This is a genomic window from Micromonospora sp. NPDC023869, assembly GCF_055559695.1.
The window spans coordinates 175,810-201,093 of sequence record NZ_JBVHKD010000008.1 but is presented as its reverse complement, the minus strand read 5'-3'; the positions used below and the strand labels follow the sequence as shown (position 1 = coordinate 201,093).

General features: G+C 72.5%; 21 protein-coding genes. 10 read left to right on the top strand and 11 right to left on the bottom strand.

Translation table 11 applies throughout. The features are described 5' to 3' along the window. Positions 1 to 9 precede the first annotated feature (9 nt). Together ACZ31C_RS22320 and ACZ31C_RS22315 are read left to right on the top strand one after the other, a co-directional pair. A complete protein-coding gene (locus ACZ31C_RS22320; protein WP_465796917.1) occupies positions 10 to 2,463 on the top strand; it encodes a Tex family protein in 2,454 nt (817 codons plus the stop codon). A 34-nt stretch (positions 2,464 to 2,497) separates the two neighbouring features. Continuing rightward, positions 2,498 to 2,926 (top strand): hypothetical protein, encoded by a 429-nt coding sequence (locus ACZ31C_RS22315; RefSeq protein WP_465796916.1) that lies wholly within the window; start codon positions 2,498 to 2,500, stop codon positions 2,924 to 2,926. Positions 2,927 to 2,938: 12 nt separating this feature from the next. Here the strand turns inward: ACZ31C_RS22315 and ACZ31C_RS22310 are convergent, their stop codons facing one another. The 3 genes from ACZ31C_RS22310 to ACZ31C_RS22300 are packed head-to-tail and all read right to left on the bottom strand — an operon-like array spanning position 2,939 to position 5,723. Beyond that, complete coding sequence (locus tag ACZ31C_RS22310; RefSeq protein WP_465796915.1) at positions 2,939 to 4,186, bottom strand: glycosyltransferase family 4 protein; 1,248 nt, start codon at positions 4,184 to 4,186, stop codon at positions 2,939 to 2,941. Continuing rightward, complete coding sequence (locus ACZ31C_RS22305; protein WP_465796914.1) at positions 4,183 to 5,112, bottom strand: NAD-dependent epimerase/dehydratase family protein; 930 nt, start codon at positions 5,110 to 5,112, stop codon at positions 4,183 to 4,185. Before ACZ31C_RS22305 ends, ACZ31C_RS22310 begins: the two co-directional genes overlap by 4 nt. After that, a complete protein-coding gene (locus ACZ31C_RS22300) occupies positions 5,109 to 5,723 on the bottom strand; it encodes a sugar transferase (RefSeq protein WP_465797014.1) in 615 nt (204 codons plus the stop codon). Before ACZ31C_RS22300 ends, ACZ31C_RS22305 begins: the two co-directional genes overlap by 4 nt. Positions 5,724 to 6,085: 362 nt before the next feature. On the opposite strand from ACZ31C_RS22300, the gene ACZ31C_RS22295 reads away from it, so the two are divergent. The 3 genes from ACZ31C_RS22295 to ACZ31C_RS22285 all read left to right on the top strand — a co-directional run bounded on the left by ACZ31C_RS22295 (position 6,086) and on the right by ACZ31C_RS22285 (position 9,617). Beyond that, positions 6,086 to 7,129 carry a polysaccharide biosynthesis protein gene (locus ACZ31C_RS22295; protein ID WP_465796913.1) on the top strand — a complete coding sequence of 348 codons (1,044 nt, stop codon included), beginning with the start codon at positions 6,086 to 6,088 and terminating at the stop codon, positions 7,127 to 7,129. Then, entirely contained in the window at positions 7,126 to 8,130 is a 1,005-nt protein-coding gene (locus ACZ31C_RS22290; RefSeq protein WP_465796912.1) for a dTDP-4-dehydrorhamnose reductase family protein, read from the top strand. Before ACZ31C_RS22295 ends, ACZ31C_RS22290 begins: the two co-directional genes overlap by 4 nt. Before the next feature lie 65 nt (positions 8,131 to 8,195). Continuing rightward, entirely contained in the window at positions 8,196 to 9,617 is a 1,422-nt protein-coding gene (locus tag ACZ31C_RS22285; protein WP_465796911.1) for an O-antigen ligase family protein, read from the top strand. Between the two features lie 4 nt (positions 9,618 to 9,621). Here ACZ31C_RS22285 and ACZ31C_RS22280 read toward each other — a convergent pair whose 3' ends face one another. Genes ACZ31C_RS22280 through ACZ31C_RS22265 form a run of 4 tightly spaced genes read right to left on the bottom strand, consistent with a single transcriptional unit; the run spans position 9,622 to position 14,477 of the window. Then, positions 9,622 to 10,869, bottom strand: a complete 1,248-nt coding sequence (locus ACZ31C_RS22280; RefSeq protein WP_465796910.1) for a glycosyltransferase — start codon at positions 10,867 to 10,869, stop codon at positions 9,622 to 9,624. Positions 10,870 to 10,874: 5 nt separating this feature from the next. Continuing rightward, the gene (locus tag ACZ31C_RS22275) at positions 10,875 to 12,086 is read right to left on the bottom strand and encodes a glycosyltransferase (protein WP_465796909.1); all 1,212 of its coding nucleotides are present in this window, start codon (positions 12,084 to 12,086) and stop codon (positions 10,875 to 10,877) included. After that, entirely contained in the window at positions 12,073 to 13,524 is a 1,452-nt protein-coding gene (locus ACZ31C_RS22270; protein WP_465796908.1) for a lipopolysaccharide biosynthesis protein, read from the bottom strand. The genes ACZ31C_RS22275 and ACZ31C_RS22270 overlap by 14 nt, the downstream gene beginning before the upstream one ends. Next, positions 13,521 to 14,477, bottom strand: a complete 957-nt coding sequence (locus ACZ31C_RS22265; protein ID WP_465796907.1) for an NAD-dependent epimerase/dehydratase family protein — start codon at positions 14,475 to 14,477, stop codon at positions 13,521 to 13,523. The genes ACZ31C_RS22270 and ACZ31C_RS22265 overlap by 4 nt, the downstream gene beginning before the upstream one ends. 172 nt (positions 14,478 to 14,649) lie before the next feature. Between ACZ31C_RS22265 and ACZ31C_RS22260 the strand changes: the two genes are divergently transcribed. Next, positions 14,650 to 16,674: a hypothetical protein gene (locus ACZ31C_RS22260; protein ID WP_465796906.1), complete on the top strand. Its 2,025-nt coding sequence runs from the start codon at positions 14,650 to 14,652 to the stop codon at positions 16,672 to 16,674. A gap of 6 nt (positions 16,675 to 16,680) precedes the next feature. On the opposite strand, the gene ACZ31C_RS22255 is transcribed toward ACZ31C_RS22260, so the two are convergent. Continuing rightward, on the bottom strand, positions 16,681 to 17,220 hold the full coding sequence (locus ACZ31C_RS22255) for an acyltransferase (RefSeq protein WP_465796905.1): 540 nt from the start codon (positions 17,218 to 17,220) through the stop codon (positions 16,681 to 16,683). 110 nt (positions 17,221 to 17,330) lie between these two features. Continuing rightward, complete coding sequence (locus tag ACZ31C_RS22250; protein WP_465796904.1) at positions 17,331 to 18,554, bottom strand: glycosyltransferase family 4 protein; 1,224 nt, start codon at positions 18,552 to 18,554, stop codon at positions 17,331 to 17,333. 139 nt (positions 18,555 to 18,693) lie between these two features. Here ACZ31C_RS22250 and ACZ31C_RS22245 point away from each other — a divergent pair, with 139 nt between their 5' ends. Then, positions 18,694 to 19,422 (top strand): NeuD/PglB/VioB family sugar acetyltransferase, encoded by a 729-nt coding sequence (locus ACZ31C_RS22245; protein WP_465796903.1) that lies wholly within the window; start codon positions 18,694 to 18,696, stop codon positions 19,420 to 19,422. Here the strand turns inward: ACZ31C_RS22245 and wecB are convergent. Further along, positions 19,351 to 20,475, bottom strand: coding sequence for a non-hydrolyzing UDP-N-acetylglucosamine 2-epimerase (wecB, locus tag ACZ31C_RS22240; RefSeq protein ID WP_396746429.1), 1,125 nt, complete (start codon positions 20,473 to 20,475; stop codon positions 19,351 to 19,353). The two genes, ACZ31C_RS22245 and wecB, sit on opposite strands and share 72 nt — an antisense overlap. 49 nt (positions 20,476 to 20,524) lie before the next feature. Next, positions 20,525 to 21,766, bottom strand: a complete 1,242-nt coding sequence (locus ACZ31C_RS22235; protein WP_465796902.1) for a glycosyltransferase — start codon at positions 21,764 to 21,766, stop codon at positions 20,525 to 20,527. Positions 21,767 to 21,946: 180 nt separating this feature from the next. Here ACZ31C_RS22235 and gmd point away from each other — a divergent pair, with 180 nt between their 5' ends. From gmd to ACZ31C_RS22220, 3 genes are read left to right on the top strand one after another with little or no spacing between them, the layout of a single operon-like run. Further along, complete coding sequence (gene gmd, locus ACZ31C_RS22230; protein ID WP_465796901.1) at positions 21,947 to 22,960, top strand: GDP-mannose 4,6-dehydratase; 1,014 nt, start codon at positions 21,947 to 21,949, stop codon at positions 22,958 to 22,960. Beyond that, positions 22,957 to 24,159 carry a glycosyltransferase gene (locus ACZ31C_RS22225; RefSeq protein ID WP_465796900.1) on the top strand — a complete coding sequence of 401 codons (1,203 nt, stop codon included), beginning with the start codon at positions 22,957 to 22,959 and terminating at the stop codon, positions 24,157 to 24,159. The genes gmd and ACZ31C_RS22225 overlap by 4 nt, the downstream gene beginning before the upstream one ends. Beyond that, complete coding sequence (locus tag ACZ31C_RS22220) at positions 24,156 to 25,280, top strand: DegT/DnrJ/EryC1/StrS family aminotransferase (RefSeq protein WP_465796899.1); 1,125 nt, start codon at positions 24,156 to 24,158, stop codon at positions 25,278 to 25,280. Before ACZ31C_RS22225 ends, ACZ31C_RS22220 begins: the two co-directional genes overlap by 4 nt. Positions 25,281 to 25,284 lie beyond the last annotated feature (4 nt).

The following is a 25,284-nucleotide window of genomic DNA, read 5'->3' as shown; positions in this document are numbered from 1 at the left end:
AGCGACATCGTGACCCTCTCTGTTCATCAGCGCATCGCCGAGGAACTCGGCGTCGCCGAGCGCCAGGTACACGCGGCCGTGGAGCTGCTCGACGGCGGTGCCACGGTGCCGTTCATCGCGCGGTACCGCAAGGAGGCCACCGGGCTGCTCGACGACACCCAGCTCCGTACGCTCGAGGAGCGGCTGCGCTACCTGCGTGAGCTGGACGAGCGGCGGGCGGCGGTGCTGGAGTCGATCCGCTCCCAGGGCAAGCTGGACGAGGCCCTGGAAGCGCAGATCATGGCGGCCGACTCGAAGTCCCGCCTGGAGGACATCTATCTGCCGTACAAGCCCAAGCGGCGGACCCGGGCGCAGATCGCCCGCGAGGCGGGGCTGGAGCCGCTGGCCGACACGCTGCTCGGCGACCCGGCGCGGGACCCCCGGGAGACCGCCGCCGGCTACGTCGACGCGGACAAGGGTGTGGCCGACGCCGCCGCCGCGCTGGACGGGGCGCGGGCCATCCTGGTCGAGCGGTTCGCCGAGGACGCCGACCTGATCGGCACGCTGCGCGAGCAGATGTGGTCGCGGGGCCGGCTGGTGGCCCGGGTACGCGAGGGGCAGGAGTCGGCCGGGGCGAAGTTCGCCGACTACTTCGACTTCGCCGAGCCGTACCCGAAGCTGCCCTCGCACCGCATCCTGGCGATGTTCCGGGGCGAGAAGGAGGGTGTGCTCGACCTGACCATGGACCCGGAGACCGACGGCGACGCCGACACGGTCACCGGACCGACCCGGTACGAGGCGGCGATCGCCGGCCGGTTCGGGGTCACCGACCAGGGGCGGCCGGCGGACCGGTGGCTGGCCGACACGGTGCGCTGGGCGTGGCGGACCCGAATCCTCATCCACCTCGGTGCCGACCTGCGGATGCGGTTGTGGCAGGCGGCCGAGGAGGAGGCCGTCCGGGTCTTCGCCACCAACCTGCGCGACCTGCTGCTGGCCGCGCCGGCCGGGGCCCGGCCCACGATGGGTCTGGACCCGGGTCTGCGGACCGGGGTGAAGGTGGCCGTGGTGGACGCCACCGGCAAGGTGGTCGCCACCGACACGATCTATCCGCACGAGCCGCGCCGGCAGTGGGACGCCTCGATCGAGACGCTGGCCCGGCTCGCCGGGGCGCACCGGGTGGAGCTGGTGGCGATCGGCAACGGTACGGCCAGCCGGGAGACCGACAAGCTCGCCGGTGATCTGATCAAGCGTTTCCCGCAGCTCGGGTTGACCAAGGTGATGGTCTCCGAGGCGGGCGCCTCGGTCTACTCCGCCTCCGCGTACGCGGCGCAGGAGCTGCCCGGGATGGACGTGTCGCTGCGCGGCGCGGTCTCCATCGCCCGCCGGTTGCAGGACCCGCTCGCCGAGCTGGTGAAGATCGACCCGAGGTCCATCGGTGTCGGGCAGTACCAGCACGACCTGTCGGAGGTGAAGCTCTCCCGGTCGCTGGACACCGTGGTGGAGGACTGCGTCAACGGCGTCGGGGTGGACGTGAACACCGCGTCCGCGCCGCTGCTGACCCGGGTCTCCGGGATCGGTGCCGGGCTGGCCGAGAACATCGTGCTGCACCGGGACGCCAACGGGCCGTTCCGCAGCCGCTCCGACCTGCGCAAGGTGCCCCGGCTCGGGCCGAAGGCGTTCGAGCAGTGCGCCGGCTTCCTGCGCATCCCCGACGGCGACGACCCGCTGGACTCCTCCAGCGTGCACCCCGAGGCGTACCCGGTGGTGCGCCGGATCCTGGCCAGCACCGGGCAGGACCTGCGGGCGCTGATCGGCCGGTCGACCATCCTGCGCGGGCTGCGGGCCACCGACTTCGTCGACGACACGTTCGGTCTGCCGACGGTGACCGACATCCTCGCCGAGTTGGAGAAGCCGGGGCGGGACCCGCGTCCGGAGTTCACGACCGCCACCTTCGTCGAGGGCGTCGAGAAGATCGGCGACCTGACGCCGGGGATGGTGCTGGAGGGCGTGGTCACCAACGTGGCCGCCTTCGGCGCCTTCGTCGACGTCGGGGTGCACCAGGACGGTCTGGTGCACGTGTCGGCGATGTCGCGCACCTTCGTCAAGGACCCGCGCGAGGTGGTGAAGTCCGGCGACGTGGTGAAGGTCAAGGTGCTGGACGTGGACGTACCGCGCAAGCGCATCTCGCTGACGCTGCGGCTGGACGACGACGCGGAGGCCGGTCGGGGCGGCGCGCGGGAGCGCGGCGGTCGGGAGAACCCGGGCCGTCCGGAGAACCCGGCTGGTCGGGAGAACCGGGGCGGTCAGGGCGGACGCGGCCGGGACGGCGGCGGGCAGAGCGGTGCCGGGCAGGGCGGACGCGGCGGCGGTCGCGGTGACCGGGGCGGGCAGCGTGGCGGGCCGCAGCAGCGGCAGGGCCGGGGTCCGGCCGGGCCGGCGAACGACGCGATGGCCGAGGCGTTGCGTCGGGCCGGACTGGCCTGAGCCCTCCCCCGGTGGGCGGCGTACGGTGAGCGCCATGGCGGGCGAGGAGGACTGGCGGGAGCAGCGGCGGCGGGCGGTGCACGCGCACGCCGAGGCCGAGTCCCGCGCCCGGGCCGTGGAGCAGGCCGCGGCGGCGGAGCTGGTGCACCGCTTCGCCGCCGACGCGACCGCGCGCGGTCTGCGCCCGGAGCGGCTGCGGGTGACGTCGTACGACGGGCGGCACCGCTACCGCACCGGGCTGACCGGCTGGTACGTCGACCGGGGCCGCTCGCGGGCGGTGGACACCCGGGGGAACTTCTATCTGCTGACCGTGCCGAACAGTCTGCGTGCGCTGCTGTTCGGCGCGGTCTGCCCGCCGGTCCCGCCGCCGCTGGTGGTCGGCCGGGGCGGCCGGGACGGCGAGTCGCTGCCCCTGGCGGAGCTGCTGGACCGACGCCTCGCCGCCGGTGACGACTGGCCCTGACGACAGCAGACGTCAGCGTCGGTGGACGTCGACCACCTCGGAGAGCGCCTGCTCCACCCGTTGCGCACCGGCAGCCACCGAGAAGACCCGCTGGTAGTGCTGCCGACCGGCCTGCCCGAGCAGGTCGAGCTTCTCCCGGCCCAGGTCGCAGAGTTCGCGCAGCGCGGCGGCGATCGAGTCGGGGTCGCCGGGCCGGGCGGTGATCCCGGCCCCGCTGTCGCGGGCCACGTCGGCGGCGTCCCCCTCGGCGGCCACCAGCAGGGCCCGTCCGGCGGCCAGCGTGGCCTGCACCTTGCTCGGCATGGTGTACGCCGACATGCCACCGGGCCGCAGGCTGACGTAGTGCGCGTCGCCGGTGGCCATCAACGCGGGCATCCGTTCCCGGGGCAGTTGCCCGAGGAAGCGCACGTTGGCCGCGCCAAGATCGTCGGCCCGGTGGCGCAGCCGTTCCTCGGTGGTGCCGGAACCCGCGATCAGGCAGACCAGCCGGGGATCGGTCACCCGGGCACAGGCGTCGACGAGCGAGTCGAGCCCCTGTGCCTCGCCGAGCGCACCGGCGTACACCAGGACCACCTGGTCGGGTCGCAGGCCCAGCTCCGCGCGCAGGTCACCGGCGCGGGGCCGGGGGGTCTCGTCCGCCCACATCGGGATGTGCAGCAGCTTCTCCCGGGGCACGCCCCGCCCGGCGAGCAGGTCGACCGCGCCGGGCGAGACGCAGGCGACGCGGGCGGCGCTGCGGTACATCGCGCCGCACCAGCCGGCCATGCCGCGCTCGACGGTCCGGGACAGCCGCCCGGTGCCGAGGAAGCCGCTGGCCACCACGCTGTCCGGCCAGAGATCGAGGACGTGCAGCAGCACCGGCACCCGGTGCGCGTACCGGGCGAACCACATCGGCAGCGCGACGCTGATCGGCGAGTTGCCCACCCAGAGCGCGTCCAGCCCGCGCAGCACCGGCGTGCCGGAGGTCAGCGCGGAGACCGCGAAGGAGCCGTAGTTGGCCACCCGGCGCAGCGCGGACCGGTCGTGGCTGGGATAGAGCGCGACCCGCCGGATCCTGGTCGCGCCGAGGGTCTCGTCCCGGCGGCGGGCCATCCGGTAACCGGGGGCCAGCCGCCCGGTCGGGTAGTTGGGGAAGCCGGTGAGCACCTGCACCTCGTGGCCCCGGCCGGCGAGGGCGGTGGCGAGCATCCCGGGCAGGGCGGCCGGGCCGGGCTCCGGGTCGAACCATTGCGTGAGCAGGCCGATGCGCATCCGCCTCATCCCGTCTCCAGTGTGGCCAACGGGCGTACCGGCGACACGGCGCCGTCGGTACGCCACAGCGCGGTCAGCGACTCGCGCAGGTCGTACGCGGGCGCCCAGCCGAGCACCCGCCCGGCACGGGTGGTGTCCGCGCACATCCACGGCACGGTGGCGGAGCGCCCGGCGTCGGCGGTGAAGCCGCCGTCCCGGATGTCACCGGTGAACCCGGCCACCTCGGCCAGCAGCCGGACCACGTCGCGGACGGCCACCGCCCGGCCGCTGCCGACGTTGACGACGCGGTCGGTCGTGGGCGCGCTGCGCGTCGCCGCGAGGACCGCCGACGCCACGTCCCGCACGTCGACGAAGTCGCGGTACGTGGCGTGCAGTCCCAGCGCGATCCCGTCGTCCCCGGCGGCCCGGGCCGATCTGATCAGCGCGGTGACCCGACCGAGCACGTTGCCCGGTGGCATGCCCGGCCCGACCGGGTTGAAGACCCGCAGCACCACCGTGTCGAGCCGGCCCGCCGCGCCGGCCAGTTCCGCCAGTCGGGTCGCGGTCAGGTGACTGAGCCCGTACTCGCTGACCGGCGCGCACGGGTGCTCCTCGGCCACCGCGAGGCCGTACGGCACGGGTCCGTACTCGGCGGCCGAGCCGATCCGGACCAGTCGGGCCGCCGGCACGGCCTCGGCCATCGCCTCGACGAGCTTGGCGGTGACCAGCACGTGCGCGCGGACGAAGTCGTAGCCGGAGCCGACGATCCGGCCGGCGGCGGCCACCACCACGTCGGGCCGTTCCCGGGCCAGCAGTGCGATCAACGCCGGCAGCTCGATCCGGACCAGGTCGCAGGCCACCCGGTCGGGTGCCCGGACGTCGGTGTGCGCGGCGAGCAGGGACCGGACGTGCCGTCCCAGGAACCCGCCGGCACCGAGCAGCAGGACCCGGCTCATCGGCGGTACGCGGGGTCCGCCTCGGCGACCGACGGTGGATTGCCGGTGAACTCGTGCCAGGTGGCCGCACCGGGCGCGGAGATGCCCTGGCGACTGACCACCACCCAGACGGTGGCCAGCACGATCTTCAGGTCCAGCAGGAGGGAGCGCCGGTCGACGTACTCGACGTCGTGGGCGAACTTGGCCTGCCACTCCAGCGCGTTGCGGCCCCGGACCTGCGCCAGCCCGGTGATGCCGGGGCGTACGTCGTGGCGGCGGGCCTGTTCCGGGCTGTAGAGGTCGAGGTACTGCACCAGGTGCGGGCGGGGACCGACGACGCTCATCTCGCCCCGCAGCACGTTCCAGAACTCCGGCAGCTCGTCCAGGCTGCTGGCCCGCAGCCAACGGCCGACCCGGGTCAGGCGTTGCGCGTCGGTCACCAGTCCCCGGTCCGGGTCGGGATGCCGCATGGTCCGGAACTTGACCATCTCGAACAGCTCGCCGCGCAGGCCGGGCCGCTTGTGCCGGAACAGCACCGGCCGACCGTGGGCGATCAGCACCACCAGGGCCACCAGGGCCATCAGCGGTGCGCCCAGGACCAGGACGAGAAGGGCGCCCACGACGTCGAGCAGCCGCTTCCACCGATCGTACGGTCGCGGGATGTCCGGATCCTCGGCGATCCCGCGCGGACCCCTCGCCTCGCCGGCAGACCCGGCACGCGTGTGCGTCGCATGGAGAGCAACTTTTGACATGCGATACGCATATCATTTTCCACCGCACCGGATCGCGCTTTCACATTTCGTGGCGCGCCCTTCGGACCGTACGGTGGAATGAATGGCCCTCGCCTTTATCCATCCACTTCGGAAATCCGAACGAGACTCCTTTTCAAATTCGGGAAAGCCGGCCCGGACCAGTTCGTGAATCGGTATGTTCGCCGGTGGATGCTGTCCCGACTCACCGCGGAACACTCGACAGGGAACAGGCAGGGCCAGATGTGATTTCCTCGCTAACGGATCGGCGATTTCTGATTACCGGTGGCACCGGGTCATTCGGCCAGACGATGGTCTCCCGGCTGCTCGACGCCGGCGCCACCGAGGTACGGGTCCTCAGCCGCGACGAGTCCAAGCAGGACGCGATGCGTCACCGCCTGCGGGACGACCGGGTTCGCTACTACGTGGGTGACGTCCGCGACTACGACAGCGTGTTCAAGGCCGCCCGGGGCATGGAGTTCGTCTTCCACGCCGCCGCCCTCAAGCAGGTCCCGTCCTGCGAGTTCTTCCCGTTGGAGGCGCTGCGCACGAACGTGCTCGGCAGCGCGAACGTGGTCGAGGCCTGCGAGCGGGGCGGCGTCGAGACGCTGGTGCTGCTCAGCACCGACAAGGCGGTCTACCCGGTGAACGCGATGGGGATGACCAAGGCCCTGATGGAGAAGGTGGCCCAGGCGCACGCCCGGAACAACCCGCAGGCCCGGACCCGGGTCTGCTGCGTGCGCTACGGCAACGTCATGTATTCGCGCGGCTCGGTCATCCCGCTGTTCATCGAGCAGATCCGCCGGGGCGCGCTGCCGACCGTGACCGAACCCTCGATGACCCGCTTCCTGATGTCGCTGGCGGAGTCGGTCGACCTGGTCGAGCACGCCTTCCGCCACGGGCAGCCGGGCGACGTGTTCATCCGCAAGGCCGACGCCTGCACCATCGGCGACCTGGCCACCGCCCTGTGCAACCTGTTCGGGGTGCCCGCCAAGTTCGACGTGCTCGGCATCCGGCACGGCGAGAAGCTGTACGAGACCCTGGCCAGCCGGGAGGAACTCGCGCACGCCGAGGACCTGGGGGAATTCCTCCGGGTGCCGGTGGACAGCCGAGACCTGAACTACGCCCTCTACTTCGAGGAGGGCAACGTCGAGCGGGGCACGCTGGCCGACTTCCACTCGCACAACGCCCGCCGGCTCTCCGTACCGGAGATCGAGTCGCTGTTGCGGACCCTGCCCGAGGTACGGGCGCAGCTCGAGGCCGCGGCGGCCGCCGCCGTGCCCGCGTGACCGAGCGGCGCGCTGTTGCCCCGGGCGTGGGCGGCGGCGTGACGGAACGGGTGCCCCGGCGGCGCGACCAGGCCGACGTCGCGTCGCGCCCGGCCGCCCGGCGGGTCCTCGTCGTCGGGGTCACCGGCATGCTCGGCCACGCCGTCCTGCGCGAGCTGAGCGAGGATCCCGACCTGGACGTGCACGGCCTGGCCCGACGCGTCGACGACGAGGCGGGGTGGTTCCCGACGCACCTGCGCGACCGGATCACCACGGGCGTCGACGCCACCCGGTTCGACGAGGTCCGCCGCTTCCTCGACCTGCTGCGGCCGGACGTGGTGATCAACTGTGTGGGCGTCATCAAGCAGCGGCCGGACGTGCAGGAGGCGGTGCCGACCGTCACGCTCAACGCGCTCCTGCCGCACCTGCTCGCCGACGCCTGCGCCGACCTCGACGCCCGGTTGGTGCACGTCAGCACCGACTGCGTCTTCTCCGGTCGACGGGGTGGCTACGCCGAGGACGACCTGCCCGATCCACCCGACCTGTACGGGCGCTCCAAACTCCTCGGTGAGGCTGCCGGGCCGTCCGCGCTCACCCTGCGCACCTCGATCGTCGGGCACGAGTTGGCCACGCACCGCTCCCTGGTGGACTGGTTCCTCGCCCAGCGGGGCCAGGTACGCGGTTTCACCCGGGCCGTCTACACCGGCGTGACGACCGTCGAGTTCGCCCGGCTGCTGCGCACCGTGGTGCTGCCGCGCGAGGACCTGACCGGGCTCTACCACGTCGCGGCCGAACCGATCACCAAACACGACCTGCTGCGGCTGGTCGCGGAGGTGTACGGGTGGCCGGGCGAGCTGGTGCCGGACGACGGGTTCGTCTGCGACCGCTCGATGCGGGCCGACGCGCTCGCCCGGGCCACCGGCTACCGGCCGCCGGACTGGCCGGAGATGGTCCGGGCCATGCACGTGGCCCGTGCCCGCTGGGCCGAGGCGTCGACGGACCGGCCCGGCATCCGGGTCTGACGGCGGACCAGGACGACCCGCCGGCCGCGTGGTGTGCGGGCCGGCCGCGAACCGAAGGACACCACGTGTTGAACCGTCTGGCCCAGTGGGGCGTCGTCGCGGGGGCGGCGGCGCTGGTCGTGGTCACGACCCTCGTCGCGGTCGACGCCCCGCTGGCCGCGATCGGGCTGACCCTGCTGCTCCTGCTGGTCGCCCTGGTCCGCCGGGTGGACGGCTGGCGGTGGTTGCTGGGGCTGACCACGGCACTGCTGGTCTGTGCCTCGTCGGACCTGCCCGCCCTGGTCGAGCTGAGCTTCTATCCGCGCTACGCCGCGGTCGCCGGCCTGGTGGTGTGGGGGCTGTGCCGGCCGGTCCGGGCCCCGGTCCGGCTCGCCCCGTGGACCGGCGTCCTCGTCGTCGCGCTCTGGTCGGTCGCCGGGATCGCCACGCTCAGTACCGTCTGGTCGGTGGTCCCGATGGAGACCTTCCAGCGTGGGGTGGCCCTGGTGCTGTTGGCCGCCCTGGTGCACGTGCTGGTGCGCCGGCGGTGGTCCGAGCGCGGGGTGATGCTTGCCGACCTGCGCACGGTGTACCTGGTCCTCAGCGTGTCCGCCCTGGTCAGCCTCGGATACGGGGGCACCGGCGGCGTGCTGACCGCCGGGCTGACCAGCAGTCAGCGGTTCCAGGGCATCTTCAACAACCCGAACATGCTCGGCATCGTGTGCGCCCTGGCCATCCCGCTGGGCTGGGCGGTCTACCAGCAGTTCCGTCGGCCCGTACTGCTGCTCGGCCTGCTTCCGGCCGGCGTCTGTCTGCTGCTGTCGCAGTCGCGTACCGGCATCGTCGCCGTGCTGGTCGGTGCCGCCTGGGTCCTACTGCGGCACGGGTTCGGGCCGGTGGTCCGGACCGCCTCGGCGGTGGCCGCGACACTGCTGGTGGCGCACCTGTTCAACCTGCTACCGGTGATCTTCTCGGCGCCGTGGATGCAGCGGGTCGTGCTGCGCTTCACCGATCCGGAAGGTGCCGACCTGTCCAACGGCCGGACCGAGATGTGGCAGGCCACCGTCGACCTGTGGTGGCAGAACCGGCCCACGCTGGGCTTCGGGTACGCGTCCCGCAACCACCTGTTCGAACTCGCCAGTTACGACGAGTTCTTCGGGGCGGGCGTCAGCGTGGTGCACAACAGCTATCTGCAACTGCTGCTGGAGCTGGGACTCACCGCCGTCGTCCCGCTGGTGGCGCTGCTGCTGGCCGCCGGGCGCGGCGCGCTGCGCGCACCGGTGCGCGGGGCCAACTCGGGACTGGTCTGGCTCGTGGTCAGCGGGGTGATGGTGCAGTTGACCGAGTCGGCCATCTTCGGCACCGGTCAGCCGTACCCGTACGTGTTCTGGCTCGCCGTCGCCGCCCTGCTGCACCGGCCCACCGCCGACCCGGACGAGAAGGCCGGGGTCACCGAGGGCGTACGCACCCGGCCCGGCCGGCGGGCACCCGCCGGGCTGCCCGGCTGACCGGTCAGCGACGGCCCTCGGCGGTCAGGAACGCGGTGACCCGGGACTGCCAGGCACGGTGGTCGAACGACTCACGGGCCCGGGACAGCGCGGCCCGGCTCATCGCCGTCCACTCCTCGTCCCGCAGGCGAAGCGCCCGCTCGATCCCGCGACGCACGTCGTCCGGACCGTTGCCGTCGAGCACCAGACCCTCGACGCCGTCGTGCACGTAGGCGGCCAGGTCGCTGGTGTGGTTGAGCAGCACCGGGCACCCAGCGGCGAGACTCTCCGGCACCTTCGACGGGAAGCCGTGCGCGGCGTACCCGCCGGTGGGCCGGACCAGCATCGAGAAGTGCGCGCCGCCGAGCAGCGTCAGCACGGTGTCGCGGGGCACCCGGCCGAGGAAGGTCACCTCGGCCGCCACCTCGTCCAGCAGCGCCGGGTCCAGGTCCGACCCGGTGGCGGCCTGCTCGCGGGTGACGCCCGCGATGGTCAGGCTGACCCGCCGCTGGTCGGCCGGGGCGAGCCGGCTGATGCCGCGCACGATCACGTCGAGCATGTCCTTGCGCCCCGGGGTGCCGGCGTAGAGCAGCCGTAGCCCGTCGGCCAGCGACGGTGTCCGGGGTAGCGCGAACTCGGCGCAGTCCACCTGCGGCGGCACCACGAGCACGTCGAGGCCGTACGCGCCGAGGTGGTCGGCGAGCGCACCGGTCACCGCCGTGGCCCGGCGCACCAGCCGGGTGGTGAGGAAGGTGGACCAGCGGTGCCGCACGAAGTACGGGGTGAGCCAGCCGTGCGCGAACTGGTGCCGGTCGTGGCGTTCGCTGGCGTCCACCACCACCGGTGCGCGCAGCACGAGCCGCAGCACCGCCCAGTTGCCGAGCGTCATCATCGCCATCGGCAGCAGCACCACGCCGACGTCGTCGCGGTCCACGCCCTCGCGACGCAGGGCACGCAGCACGCGTACCGGTCGGGCGAGGCGGGCCGCCATCCGGGTGAGCCGGTTGCCGCCCCGGACGCGCAGCGTGATCAGGTCGATGCCGGCGACGTCGCCGAAGGGGCCGGGGAAGGGGACCTCGCAGGGCCAGTCGTTCACCACCAGGGTCCGCTCCCCCTCCGGCGCGGCGCTGCGGGCGAGCTGCCGCAGCCGGTTGGAGGTGGCGTCGCCGTACGGGAAGGCGTACGCGCCGACGAGCAGTGGCCGGACCGGGCGTACCCGGGTGGCCGCCGGGCGGCGTTGCTCCGGGCCGCGTACCAGGATCCTGTCGTTCATCTCGGTCACCGTTCCGAGCCGGCGGTCTGCCGGCTCCGCTGTGCTGTCGGGTGTTCCTGTGGTCGATAGATGGCGAGGTGGGCGGCGAGGGCGGCGTCGATGGCGAAGACGCTGTCGGTGAAGCGCGCGGCGGCCGTCTGCGGTGTCGTCGTCGCGGTGTACGCGGCGGCGGTCCGCACCGCCTCGGCCCAGACTCTCGGCGGCGCGTCCGTGTCGACGACCGTCACGCCGGGCAGGTGCGCCTCGATGAACCGCACCCCGGGCAGGTCGGCCGCGACGGTGCCGACGCCCAGCGCGACGGGTTCCAGCACTCCCCCGGGCAGCCCTTCCAGGCAGGAGGGGTGCACCACCACGTCGGCCTGACGCAGCAGGTGACCCACGTCGTCACGGGCACCGAGCAGGTGCACCCGGTCGGCGAGGCCGGCGGCGTGCGCCGCGGCGCGGACCCGTGCGTCGTCGTCCGCGTCGTCGCCGGGACCGACCAGGACGGCGTGCGCCGGCACGCCAAGCGACCGCAGTTCGGCCAGGATCGGCGGCAGCAGCCAGCGCCGCTTCTCCGGCGAGGCCCGCCCGACGCTGACGCAGACGAGGGCGCCCGGTTCGGCACCGACCAGCGTCCGCAGGTCGTCGCGGCCGGGTGCCCGCAGCCGGTCGAGGTCGAGGCCGTTGAGCACCACCCGGCAGCGCCGGTCGTGCTGCCACCGCGGGTCGTAGCCGAAGGTGAGCGAGCTGGGCGAGACGCCGAGGATGTCGGTGGCGCTGTGCCGCAGCAGGCGACCGCAGAGCCGCCGGTAGACGCGCCGCCGCAGGCTGCGGCGGACGTTGTCGTCGCCCCGGAAGTGCGCCACCCGGACGGGTACGCCGCAGAGCCGGGCCAGTGCCAGCGGTACGCCGGAGAAGTTGGCGCAGTCGACGTGCACCACGTCCGGACGCCACCGCCGCAGCAACCCGACCAGGAGCGGGACGAAGTGCGCGTCCAGCGCGACCGGGGTGACCGTGCCGCCGTACCGGGTGACCGTCTCGGCCAGCGGGCCGGGGCCGATCCGGTCGCTGAGCGTCACCAGGTGCACCTCGACGCCGGCGGCGGCCAGCCGGGGCAGCAGTTCGGCGGTGCGCATCTCCGTGCCGCCGAAGTTGAGTTCGCCGACGATCCGCAGCACCCGGCACGGACGGTCGGGCCGGTCGGTGCCCGGCGTCGCCGGATCATCCCAGGACATCTGCGCGCTCCTTCGCTCGTTCGGTCGGTCGGGTCCGATCGCCGCGCAGCGCCCGCCGGTAGCCCACGAACACCGCCGGCCACATGGTCAGCACGTACGCGAGGCAGGCCGCGACCGGCAGGCCGACGAGCCCGAACTGCCGCAGTCCCCAGACCTTGAGCCCGGCCGCCAGCACCAGGAACGTCGCCCAGCCGACGAACTGCGGCCGGAGCAGGCCGACGCTGTTCTGCACCATGATCAGCGGGGAGGTGACGGCGACCAGGAAGGACCAGGCGGCCAGCCCGGCCAGGAGCGCGACCGACACCGAGGCGCGGTCGATGTCGCTCACCCACAGCTCGACCAGCCGGGGGCCGACGCCGACCAACGCACCGCCGACCACACCGACGACGACGCCGTAGAGGAGCACCATGCGCCGGGTGTTGCGGCGTACCCAGGCGACCTCGCCCCGGGCCAGGGCGGTGCCGTTGACCGGCCAGATCGTCATGCCGACCAGCCCGACGAAGATCGACAGTACGCCGAAGAGCTTCCCGACCACCGCGTAGTGGGCCGCCACCACCGGCCCGAGCAGGTACGCGACGAGCGGGCTGTCCATGTTGAGCGCGATCGACGACATCGTGGTGAGCGCGAAGAACTGGAGGCCGAGCCGGAGCAGGCCGACGGCGGTGGCCCGGTCCACCAGGGCCGGACCGGGCCGCAGCGCGGGCTCCTGGAACCAGAAGTAGGTCACCGTGTTGAGCAGGTTGGTCAGCGGGACGGCCAGCACCGCGCAGCCGATCACCACCAGCGGACTCCATCCGGCGGCGATGGCGCCGAGCACCGCGCCCATCGCCACCAGCGCACCGGCCGACTGCCAGACGTTGCTCTGCACCACCTGGCCCCGGGCGTACTGGATCCGCTGGATCAGCGAGAACGGGATGTTGACGGCGAAGGCCCCGAAGCAGAGCAGCACCATCGTGGTGGCGTCCGCGGCGACCCGGGCGTCGGTCACGCCGAAGAGCCCGGCCCATCCCACCGTGGGTACGACCACCACCAGCGCGACGACCAGCACCACGGCGACCGCGCCGAGGGTGGCGAAGGCACTGGAGATCTCCCGCGCCTGCGCCCGGACGTCGTGGACGTGGTGGCTCAGCCGGGTCAGCAGCCCGTTGCCCAGCCCCAGGTCGGCGAACCAGGCCATGCCGGTCAGCGCGGTGACCGCCATCCAGAGGCCGTACCGCTGGTCGCCGAGGTAGCCGAAGCAGGCCGGGGTGACGACGAGCGGCGCGGCCAGGCCGATCCCCTTCGCCGCCATCGCGGTGGCGATGCCGACCGTGACGCGTCGGTCCCGGTCACCCGCCGCCGCCGGTGTCTCGACGGCGGGCGGTGTGGTGGTGGGGTCGACCGGGACGCTCGGGGCGGTCGACCGCCCCGGTCCGGTCCGGCTCGCCGCCCGGTTCACCGGGTCCCGGTGGAAGCCACGTCGCGCCGCCCGGACATCCACTCGACGGTGGCGCGCAGGCCGTCGAGGCGGTCGACCGGGATCACGTCGGGGAACAGGTCCCGCAGGCGGGTGTCGTCGGCCAGGGAGTGCGGCACGTCGCCGGCGCGCGGTGCGGCGTACTCGCGGGCGATCGGCCGCCCGAGCAGGCCCTCCAGCTCGTCGACGACCTCCAGCAGGGTGGCTCGTGCCCCGAAGGCGAGGTTGACCGGATGCGGGTGCTGCACCCGACGGCGCACCGCGTCCAGGATGACCTGGCAGACCGTGCCGACGTAGGTGAAGTCGCGGGACTGGGTGCCGTCGCCGTGCACCACGACCGGCTCGCCGCGCAGGGCGGCGTGCACGAAGCGCGGGATCACCGCCGCGTACGCGTGGTCGTGCCGCTGCCCGGGTCCGAACACGTTGAAGAACCGGAAGGCCAGCGTGGACAGGCCGTACGACGCCTGGTACGCCAACGCGTACGCCTCGGCGGAGAGCTTGCTCGCCGCGTAGGGACTCATCGGGCGGGTCCAGGTCAGCTCCGCCTTGGGCAGCGCGGGGTTTGTGCCGTACACCGAGGACGACGACGCGACGACGACGTGCCCGACGTGGTGTCGGCGGGCCGCCTCCAGCACCATCAGCGTGCCGGTCGCGTTCGCGTGGTGGGAGGCCACCGGGTCCCGCAGGGAGCGGGGCACGCTCGGCAGGGCGGCCAGGTGCACCACCGCGTCCCGGCCCGCCATCGCCGTGTCCAGGGCGACCGGGTCCAGGATGGATCCCTCGACCAGGTCGACGCCGAGTCCGTCGAGGTTGCCGGGGAGCCCGACGGAGAGGTCGTCGAGGACGGTCACCTCTTTGACGGCGGGATCCGCCAACGCGGCGCGGGCCAGATTGGATCCGATGAAACCGGCCCCGCCGGTGACCAGAATGCGCATGGACAAAACCCCCGAATGAATGTCGAAGATATGTATATCCACTCATCTGGGTCAGCGTCCCGCGTTCGGGGAATTCCGTACTGCTGTCCGGGAGCCGACGGTCCGCCGCTGACCAGGGGCTACGTGGCGCACAGTGGCATCATCGGTACGCGTCACGGCGGAGGTGCCGGCCATGGGAGAACTGATCGTCTACCGTTCCAACGCCCTGATGACCGTCCGGTCGCGTTTCGACGCCACCCGCGACGTGCTGATGCCGGCGAACATCGCCTATCCCCTGGGCATGGTCGGCATGTGGCACTCCAGCCTGCCGCAGGTCACGCTCGTCCCGTCGACGGCGACCGACGCCCAGGTGTGGCCCTCCCCGTCGGCCGTGGGCACCCCGATCCACGACACCTCCGACGACAACTGCCCGATCAACACCGGCTGGTCGTACGTGGGCGGCAACCACGGGTACAACGTGGGCAACCAGATCGCCGTGACCAACCACGGCAAGACCACCGCCGACGTGGGTTCCCGGTGGACCGACGGCGCCCGGGTGTTCACCCTGCTCGCCATCACCAACGCCAACAGCCTGCTCTTCGGCAACCCGTACGTGATCGTGGACGGCATCCCCCAGGGTGCGCGGGTCCGGCCGGCGGCACCACTGACCCACCTCTCCGGCGCCACGAACCGCACCACCGTGCCGATCACCGGACTCACGCCGGACGTGCAGATCCGTCCGGCCACCCACACCCACGTGGTCAGTGTCGAACTCGACGGTCGGGCGCTGCCGGACGGTCGGCGTACCGGCCAGGAACTGCGGATCCGGGAGTCGTACCTGATCCCCTCCTACCAGGGGATGATCGACACCGCCCAGGCGAACATCGGCACGCCGATCGCCACGATCATGTCGCGGATCCCGTCGCTGTGCCGGATCGACAACCTGTACCGCTGGAGCACGGACGGGCTGCTGGTCTCGCAGACGGTCACCGCGCTGAGCCGCTTCGCCCTGAACGCCGGGGTCACCCAGTGCTCGGCGCTGACCGTGCCGACCGGCGGCAGCCGCCGACAGTTCATGGCGAACGTGGGGGTCGCCGGCTCACTCAACTGGTCGACCTGGGCGAAGCTCGACACGCTGGCCGTCCTCACCGACATCACCCCGGCAACGCTGCGGGACCCGCTCACACCGGCGGCCAGCATGACCCAGTGGGTGGTCGACTCCGGTGGGGTGCAGAAGTGGGGCATCGCGGTCGGGCTGCTGCCCTTCGACGACGGGCGGCCGGCGACGCGGGCCCGGCACACCACGGCGAAGTGCTGGTTCGTCAGCTCCAGTCTGAAGAAGAACTACCCGCAACTGGTGTGGGGCCGCACGCTGGAGCCGAATGACTCGGTGACCGGCACGGCGTACCGCCGCTATCTGGCACCGCCCTCGACCGCCACCGAGATCGTCGTCTCCACCGGCACCGACGACGTGGTGGTGATCGAGCGGGTCGACCCGGTCGCGTCGACCCGGATGGCGGCGCCCGGACTCTTCCACCGGAGGCTGGTCGCGGACGGTCCGACCAACCTCGCCGTGCCGGACCGGGTCGCCGTCGACGGCATCCCGTACGCGGTGCCGGTCTCGCCCGGGTACGGCATGTGGCGCGCCCAGCCCGCCCCGCCGGCACCGCCGCAGGTGCCCGGCGTGACGCTCGGCGTCGGCAGCTACTTCCTGCCGCTGGCCGGGCCGACCCGGACCTGCACGTACACCGGCGCGTTCCAGCGGCTCCTGCTGTGCCCGGTGTACCTGGCCGAGCCGACGCCGGTCGACCGGGCCTGCGTCGAGGTGACCACCCCCGGCACCGGCGTGCTGCGCCACGGCGTGTACGCCCACGACCCGGCCACCGGGCGGCCCGCGCTGCTCGGCCCGGTCGCCGACTTCGGCACGCTCGCGGTGACCACGGCCGGGATCAAGGAGTCGGTGCTGAGCACGCCAGTCATGTTGCCCGACGGCTGGCACTGGTACGCACTCGTCTGGCAGGGCACCGGCACCACCGCGCCGACGCTGCTGGCCGAGGCGGCGGGCGGGACGGCGCTCGACATCGGCACCGACCGGACAGCGATGTCCGGCGACCGGTACGGCTACCAGGTGTCCGGCGTGACCGGCGCCCTGGGCGCGATCACGGTCGGCGGCGTACACCAGTTCCCGCCAGCGCGCGTGGCCTACCGGCGGGCCTGACGGCCGTCAGACCGTGGTCACCCCGTAGATCCGCTTCATCGCCTCGTGCTTGGCGGGTACCGGCAGGTGACCGATCCCCAACGACTTGGCCTGCAACCGCGCGAGGTACTCGTCGGTGGTCCGCAGCGGTCGCGCGGGCACCCCGGCGGCAACGGTGTTGTCCGGGATGTCCCGGGTCACGATCGAGCCCGCCCCGATCACGCACCGGTTGCCGATGGTGACGCCCGCCAGGATCATCGACCGCATCCCGATGTAGACGTCGTCGCCGACCACGATCGGCGCGGTCCAGTCGAGGTCCGGGTGGTCCTTGCGGAGGATCAGCGTGCCGCCGTCGTGCGTGACGAACTGGACCTCGGAGGTGATGTAGACGTTGTCGCCGAGGGTGATCAGCCAGGGCTCCGAGCCGAACATCGCCCGGCTGATCCCATAGAAGCGGACCCGGCCGGTCAGGTTCACCCCGAGGGAGCGGGCGAACGCCTCCGGGTCGCGGGTGGCGGCGAGATGGTCCCGCACCCGCCTGACCATCGTCCGAACACGACTGGACACCTGACGTCCTCACCTGACGAAGTACGCGGCGACGGGCGGGCGCGCCCGCACCGCCGGACAACTCCCGCAACGATCCGAAGCGGGTACGCGTGACGGCCCTGCGTCGACGGTCAGCGGCAGAACCGGCGGGCGTGCTCCAGCACGTTGAGTTCCCGGCTCTGCTGCCGCCAGATCCGGTACTGCCGGGCGGCGACCCGTTTGGCCTCGGCGCGTTCGGTGACCGACCGGTCGGCGAGCCGGTCGAGCACCACGCTGAACGCGGCGGCCGTGGCGGGGCGGACCACCGCTCCCCCGGCGTCGGCGATCAGCGCGCTGAACGGCGTCTCGTCGGAGCAGATCACCGGGCAGCCGGCGGCCAGGCTCTCGACGATCACGTGACCGTAGTTCTCGCCCAACGTCGGGAAGAGGAACGCGTCGTACCGGCCGAAGGTCGCAAGCACCTGCGCCGCCGGGAGTTCGCCCCGGTAGGCGACCCGGACGTGGTCGGGCATCGACTCGACGACCTGGCGGCACCGGGCCCAGTACTGTTCGTCCTCCACCGGCCCGAAGATGTCGAACTCGATCGGCCGGGTCGCGCGGGCCACCGCCTCCAGCGCGGTGACCAGGTTCTTCATCGGCGAGATCCGGCCCACGAAAACCAGCCGCAGCGGCCCGTCACGCGGCTCGGCAGGCGGGGGCGGGTCCTGGGGCACGGCGCACTCGTTGCCGTTGACCATCACCCGGGCCCACGGCACGGCCGCCCGGATCTGCGCCTCCTCCCGCCGGCTACAGGCCTGCCAGCGCACGTCGAGCCGGCGCAGCAACGGCGCCCACACCGACAGGAAGAGTCGCTTCTTGCGCGACCTGATGTCGAGGGCGGCCGGCGCCAGCTCTCCGCGTGGCGCGAGCAGGATCGCCTTGGCGCGCAGCACGCCCGAGGCGACCGCGAGGATCGACACCACCGAGAACGGCGACCAGAGGCTGTTGACGTACAGCAGGTCGACCGGTCGGGAGCGGACGTGCCGCACCAGCCGGACCCAGTGTCGGAGGGCGAACGGGTCGAGGTAGAACACGGCGGAGCGGGCGTCGCTGCGCAGCAGTCGCCCGGACAGCCCCGGATAGGAGACCGGCGAGCGCAGGTCGCGGTCCCGGGTGACCAGGGTGACGTCGAGATCGTCCGGCAGGGTGTCCAGGATGTACCGCAGGGAGCGGATCGGCCCGCCGCCCCGGAAGCCGGGCTCGAACACACCGGCGGTCGCGACGACCCGGTAGCCGTCCGTCTCGACGGCGTGCAGCGACACCGACCGGCGTGCACCGGCGGCGTCGGGCGGACGGGTCCGCACCGGCTCGTTCACTGTGTGGCTCAACCTTCTAGCAGGCGGGTGTCGTCACCGCAGTCCGCAGCCGCGCCGGCGGGGCCGTCACCATCGACGCTCCGGGACGGTTCAGATGGCGGAGAGCGGCCGGCGTTCTCCGCGGACGAGGGAGCCACGGGTGACGACCGACGTAGTGATCGTAGGAGTCGGCGGGATGGGCCGTGAGGTGTATCGGGTAATTTGTCTACTCAACACGCCGACGCTCGACGTACCCCGATGGCGGGTGCTCGGGTTCGTCGACGACTACCCCACCGAGCCCGACGTCGCGCTGGTGCACCGCCTCGGGGTGCCGTTCCTCGGCCCGACCCACCGGCTGGGCGGGCTGCCACCCACCACGCGGGTGGCGCTCGGGGTCGGCCGGCCCCGGCTGCGCCGGGAGACCGCCGAGGCCATCGCCCACCACGGGCTGCCCGCCGCCACGGTGATCCACCCGGACGCCGAGATCGGCGCGGACTGCGTGGTCGGCGAGGGACTGTTCGCCGCCGGTGGCGCGCGGGTCACGACGAACGTGATCCTCGGCCGCCACGTCCACCTCAACCAGAACTGCACGGTGGGGCACGACGCGGAGCTGGGCGACTACGTGTCGGTCAACCCGCTGGCCGCCGTCTCCGGCCACTGTCGCCTCGCCGAGGGCGTGATGGTCGGGACCACCGCCGCCGTCCTGCCCCGGCTCACGGTCGGCCGGGACGCCGTCGTCGGGGCCGGGGCCTGCGTGACCCGCGACGTCCCGGCCGGTGTCGTGGTCACCGGCGTACCGGCCCGACCGACCCCGTCCTCAGTGCCGAATGCCCGCCCAGTCGTGATGGCGGCGCACGGTCGACAGGATGAAGTCGACCACCCGGCGTGACGTGTCCGGGACCTGGTAGTCCAGCGGACAGCCGGCAGCACCCACCTCCGCCTGCGCAATCACCACGCGGACCGCCTCCACCACCCCGGCCGGGTCCAGGCCGGTCATCACGATCGCCCCGGTGTCCAGCGCCTCCGGGCGCTCGATCGACTCGCGCAGCGTCACCGCCGGGAAGCCGAGGATCGCCGACTCCTCGCTGACCGTGCCGCTGTCGGAGAGCGTGCACCGGGCATGTCGTTGCAGGGTCACGTAGTCGAAGAAGCCGAAGGGCTCGTGGAAGGCGATGGCCTCCAGGCGCGTACCGTCCACGGCCAGGGACTCCAGCCGCTTGCGGGTCCGTGGGTGGGTGGAGACCAGCAGCGGCAGCCCCCACTCGTCGCGGACGGCGCAGAGGCAGTCCAGCAGCCGGCGGAGCCGGTCCGGGTGGTCGACGTTCTCCTCCCGGTGGGCGCTGACCACGACGTAGCCACCGGGCTCCAGGTCGAGCCGCGCCAGCACGGTGGACGCCTCGATCTGCGGCCGGTAGTAGTCCAGCACCTCGCGCATGGGCGAACCGGTGTGCAGGATGCGCCGCGGGTGCAGGCCCTCGGCGAGCAGGTTGCGCCGGGCGTGCTCGGAGTAGACCAGGTTGAAGTCGGCGACGTGGTCGACCATCCGCCGGTTGGTCTCCTCCGGCACGTTCAGGTCGAAGCAGCGGTTGCCGGCCTCCATGTGGTAGACCGGCACCTTCATCCGGCGGGCCATCAGGGCGGAGATCGCGCTGTTGGTGTCACCGAGCACCAGCAGCGCGTCCGGACGCGTCTCGGCGATCGCGGCCTCGGTACCGACCAGGACGGCACCGAGCAGGCTGCCGAGCGAGCTGGTGTCCGCCCGCAGGAACCGGTCCGGCGCGCGGACTCCCAGCTCGGTGAAGAAGATGTCGGACAGGGCCGGGTCCCAGTTCTGTCCCGTGTGCACCAACGTGTGCTCCACGGTCCGATCCAGCGCGTCGATCACCCGGGCCAACCGGATGATCTCCGGCCTGGTCCCGACAACGGTCATCACCCGGGTCACGGGCAGTCTCCTCACCACGGTCTTCCGATGGGCGGGCTGGCCCACCGATTCAGGACGTGCGCCCCTGCGGGGGCACCCGGTACGCCGGGTCGCGGATCACGTGCCGCGCCTGGTCGAGCACGCTGACCCGGGTCAGGCTCGCCTGCCAGCGCCGGTACGCCGCCCCGGCGGCCACCCGCGCCGCGTGCCGCTGCTCCGGCGCGGCCGTGGCGACCTGCGTGACCAGTGCGCCCAGGGCCGCCGGGGTCAGTTCGGTCAGCACCAGCCCGCCACCGTCGCGCAGCACGTCGGTCCAGGGGGTGCGGTCGGAGCAGACCACCGGGCAGTACGCCGACAGGCTCTCCGCGATGGCGTTGCCGAAGTTCTCGCCCCGGGTCGGCAGGACGAACGCCTCGTACCGGGAGAAGGTCTCGCGGACCTGGTCGGGGTGCAGTTCCCCGCGATAGGCCACGGTGGCCTGCTCGGGCAGGGCCGCGATCAGGTCCTGGCACCGGTGCCAGTACCCCGGGTCCCCCACCGGACCGAAGACGTCCAGCCGGACCGGCACCGGCACGTGGGCGAGCGCGCGGAGCACCAGGTCGAGGTTCTTCATCGGGGAGATCCGTCCGATGAAGACCAGCCGGGCCTGGGCGTTCGGCGGCAGCGCGACCGGCTCCGGCCCCGGTTCGGGGCCGCTGGCGACGGCGACCACCCCGATCCGGGCCCGGGGCAGCACCCGTCGGATGTCGGCGGCCTCGGCCGGGGTGGTGGCGTGCCACAGCACGCGAGGCTGTGCCAGCATCCACCGCCAGCCGGCCAGGAAGACCCGCTTGCGCAGACCGTGTAGTCGCAGCGCGGCCGACCCGAACTCGCCCCGGGGAGCCACCAGCACGCGCCGCACCCGCAGCAGGCCGAGCCGGGCCGCGACGATCGGCAGGATGGAGAAGGTCGACCAGACGCTGTTCACGTAGAGCAGGTCGAACCGGACCGCGCGCAGCGCGCGCCAGAGCTGCCGCCAGTGCGCCGGACGGCGTACCCCGAGATAGAAGATGTCGGTCCGGCCGAATCGCGCCCACCGGCCGGAGAGACCGGGATAGGGATCGCGGGAACCGAGGTCGTGGTCGCGGGTCAACATCGTCGTCTCGATGTCGTCGCTGGCCTTGGCGAGCACGTCCGAGATCGAGCGGACCGGGCCGCCGGCCCGCCATCCGGGAACGAAGTACTCCGCCGTGACGAGAACGCGGAATTGCTTCTCGTCGTATTCCGAGACTCCTTCTCGAAATTGCGACACGGGGGTGGTGTCGTTGACCATCTTCGCTCCTCGCCGGCAGCACAGGACTGATTGGACCAACGATCGAGCGCTTCTGCGGTGACTGCCGGACGCGGCGGAAGACACCTTCCGAACAGTATGCGCAAAGACGGAAACCGGGACCCTGAAAACCGCTATAAAAACCAGGCGACACCCACCGTCGATACAGCGCTAGGGGATTTCATGTCACGAGTGGCACTCATATCCGGTATCACCGGGCAGGACGGCAGCTACCTGACCGAATTCCTGCTCGACAAGGGATACACGGTGCATGGGATCAAGCGGCGCTCGTCGTCGTTCAACACCGATCGACTGGACCGCATCGACGTGCACCCGCGCCACTCGGACGCCCGGTTGTTCCTGCACTACGGCGACCTGTCCGACCCGGCCAGCCTGACGTCGCTGATCCGGGACGTCCGGCCGGACGAGATCTACAACCTCGGCGCGCAGAGCCACGTCCGGGTCTCCTTCGACATCCCCGGTTACACCGCCGACGTCACCGCGCTCGGTGCCCTGCACATGCTGGAGGCCGCCCGCGCCGCCGGCATCGACTGCCGCTACTACCAGGCATCGTCCTCGGAGATGTTCGGCTCGACGCCGCCGCCGCAGCGCGAGGAGACGCCGTTCCACCCGCGCAGCCCGTACGCGTGCGCCAAGGTCTACGCGTACTGGTCGGCGGTGAACTACCGCGAGTCGTGGGACATGTTCTGCGTCAACGGCATCCTGTTCAACCACGAGAGCCCCCGGCGCGGCGAGAACTTCGTCACCCGCAAGATCACTCGGGCGGTGGCGCGCATCGAGGCGGGCCTGCAGGACCGGCTCTATCTCGGCAACCTCGACGCGGTACGGGACTGGGGCTACGCCCCGGAGTACGTCGAGGCGATGTGGCTGGCCCTGCAACAGGACAGCCCGGACGACTACGTGGTCGCCACCGGCGAGGGGCACACCGTCCGCGAGTTCGTCGAGGCGGCCTTCGACCAGGTGGGTCTGGACTGGGAGCAGTACGTCCAGATCGACCCGGCGTACTACCGACCGGCCGAGGTCGACGCGTTGATCGGCGACTACAGCAAGGCCCGCCGTCGGCTCGGCTGGGCGCCCAAGACCCTCTTCGGGGACCTGGTGCGGGTGATGGTCGACGCCGACCGTCAACTGCTCGAGGACGAGCGGATGGGACGCCTGGTGCGGGTGGACCGATGAGGGTCACCGTCGACGCCACCCCGATCCGCCCCGGCCACGCGGCCGGTGTCGAGGCGTTCGCGTACGGTCTGCTGGCGGGGATGGCCGCCGACGACTCCTGCGACCTGCGGGTCGAGGTCCTGCGCGGCACGCTGGACCAGTGGCGGGGATACCTGCCCGCCGACCGGATCGACTGGACCGAGGTGGCCCAGCCGCTGCGGTCGGACAACCCGGCCGGACAACTGCTGCGACGCTGGACACCGACCCGGGTCCGCAACTCGGTGGCCGTGCGCCGGACGGTCAACCTGCTGCGTCAGCGCTCCGGAGCACCGTCCTCGGGCGCGGACGTGACGTTGTACCCGTTCCACTGTGCGCCCGCCGGGTCCGGCAGGTCGGTGGTGGTCCTGCACGACCTGCGGCACCTGCACGCCGACTTCCACTCCCCCGGGTACGCGGCCGTGGTCCGCGAGAACGTGGCCAGGGCCGCTGCCGTCGTGGTGACCTGGCCGCACCCGTACCGGCAGGCATTGCGCCTGTTCCCCGAGGCGGCGCAGCGTATCGTGCTCATCCCGACGCCCACCTTCCAGCCCGCGCCGGACCGCGCCGCCGCCCATCCGGAACCGGGCCTGCTCGTCTATCCGTCGTCGACCGCGACGCACAAGAACCACGCGACGCTGCTGGAGGCGATGGCGCTGCTGCCGGAGTACCGCCTGGTCTGCCCGGGGCCGCTGGTCGAACCCGAGGCGAGTCGCCTGCTCGCCCGCGCCGCCCAGCCGGACCTGCGCGGCCGGGTGTCCTTCCCCGGCTTCGTCAGCCTGGACGAACTCCACGCCCTGTATGCCCGCGCCGACGCGGTGGTGGTGCCCTCGCTCTGGGAGGCGGCCAGCGGGACGATGCTGGAGGCGTTCAGTTGGGGACTCCCGGTGGCCTGCGCCGACTCGGAGCCGCTGCTGGCCCAACTGGAGTTCACCGGGGCGCAGGCGGCGGTGTTCCGGGCCACCGACCCGTCCGCGCTGGCCGACGCGGTCCGACGACTCTCCGCCGACCGGGAGCACTACGCCGCCGCGTCCCGCCGTGCCGACGGCCGGCTGGCCTCCCGCACCTGGGCGGCCACCGGCCGGGACTACCTGGACGTGTTGCGCTGGGCGGCGGACGGACAGCCCGGTCCGGTGCCCCGGTCCGCGTTCGCCACCGCCCTCGATCCGGAGGTGGTGTCGTGAGCACGCCGGAGCGTTTCCCGGTCGCCCGGCCCAGCATCACCGACCTGGAGGAGCGCTACGTCGTCGACGCCATCCGGAGCGGCTGGATCTCGTCGCACGGCCCCTACCTGCGGGAGTTCGAGGACCGCTTCGCCCGCCGCTGCGCCGCCGACGCCGCGGTGTCCACCGGCAACGGCACGGTGGCCCTGCACCTCGTGCTGGCCGCCGCCGGCATCGGCCCGGGCGACGAGGTGATCGTCCCCGCGCTGACCTACGTGGCGACGGCGAACGCGGTCGCGTACTGCGGTGCCCGCGCGGTCTGCGTGGACGTGCTGCCGCAGAGCTGGTGCGTCGACCCGGCCGCCGTACGCGCGGCGATCGGCCCGCGTACCCGGGCGGTCATCGCCGTCGACCTGTACGGCCACCCGGCCGACTATCCCGCCCTGCGCGATCTCTGCCACCGGCACGGACTGCTCCTGGTCGCCGACGCGGCCGAGTCGTTCGGCGCCACGCTCGACGGGCACCCCACCGGGTCACTGGCCGACGTCACCACGTTCTCGTTCTTCGGCAACAAGGTGATCACCTCGGGCGAGGGCGGCTGCGTGACCACCTCGGACAGTGCTCTGGCCGACCGGATGCGCCTGCTACGCAACCAGGGCATGGACCCGCACCGCCGCTACTACTTCCCGGTGCTGGGCTACAACTACCGGATGACCAACCTGTGCGCCGCGTTGCTCTGCGCCCAGCTCGACCGGGCCGACGAGATCATCGCGCACCGCGACCGGGTGATCGCCGGCTACGAGACGCAGTTGGCCGACGAGCCGGGGCTGACCCGCCAACCCGTACTGCCCGGGGTCCGCCGGGGACCGTGGATGGCCGCGTTCCTGGTCGGTGCCGAGGGCGACGCCACGTCGCGGGACGCGCTGGCCCGCGCGCTCGACCGACACGGCGTGGAGACCCGACCCTTCTTCGTGCCGATCATCGAATTGCCCGCACACCGAGACGAGGCGGCGGACTGCCCGGTGACCACCGACCTCAGCCGTCGGGGCATCAACCTGCCCACCCACCCGGAGCTGGGCGAGGCAGACGTGAAGACCGTGGTGGAACGGGTCCGCGCCGCCCTGGCCGGCGTCACCGGCTGACCGG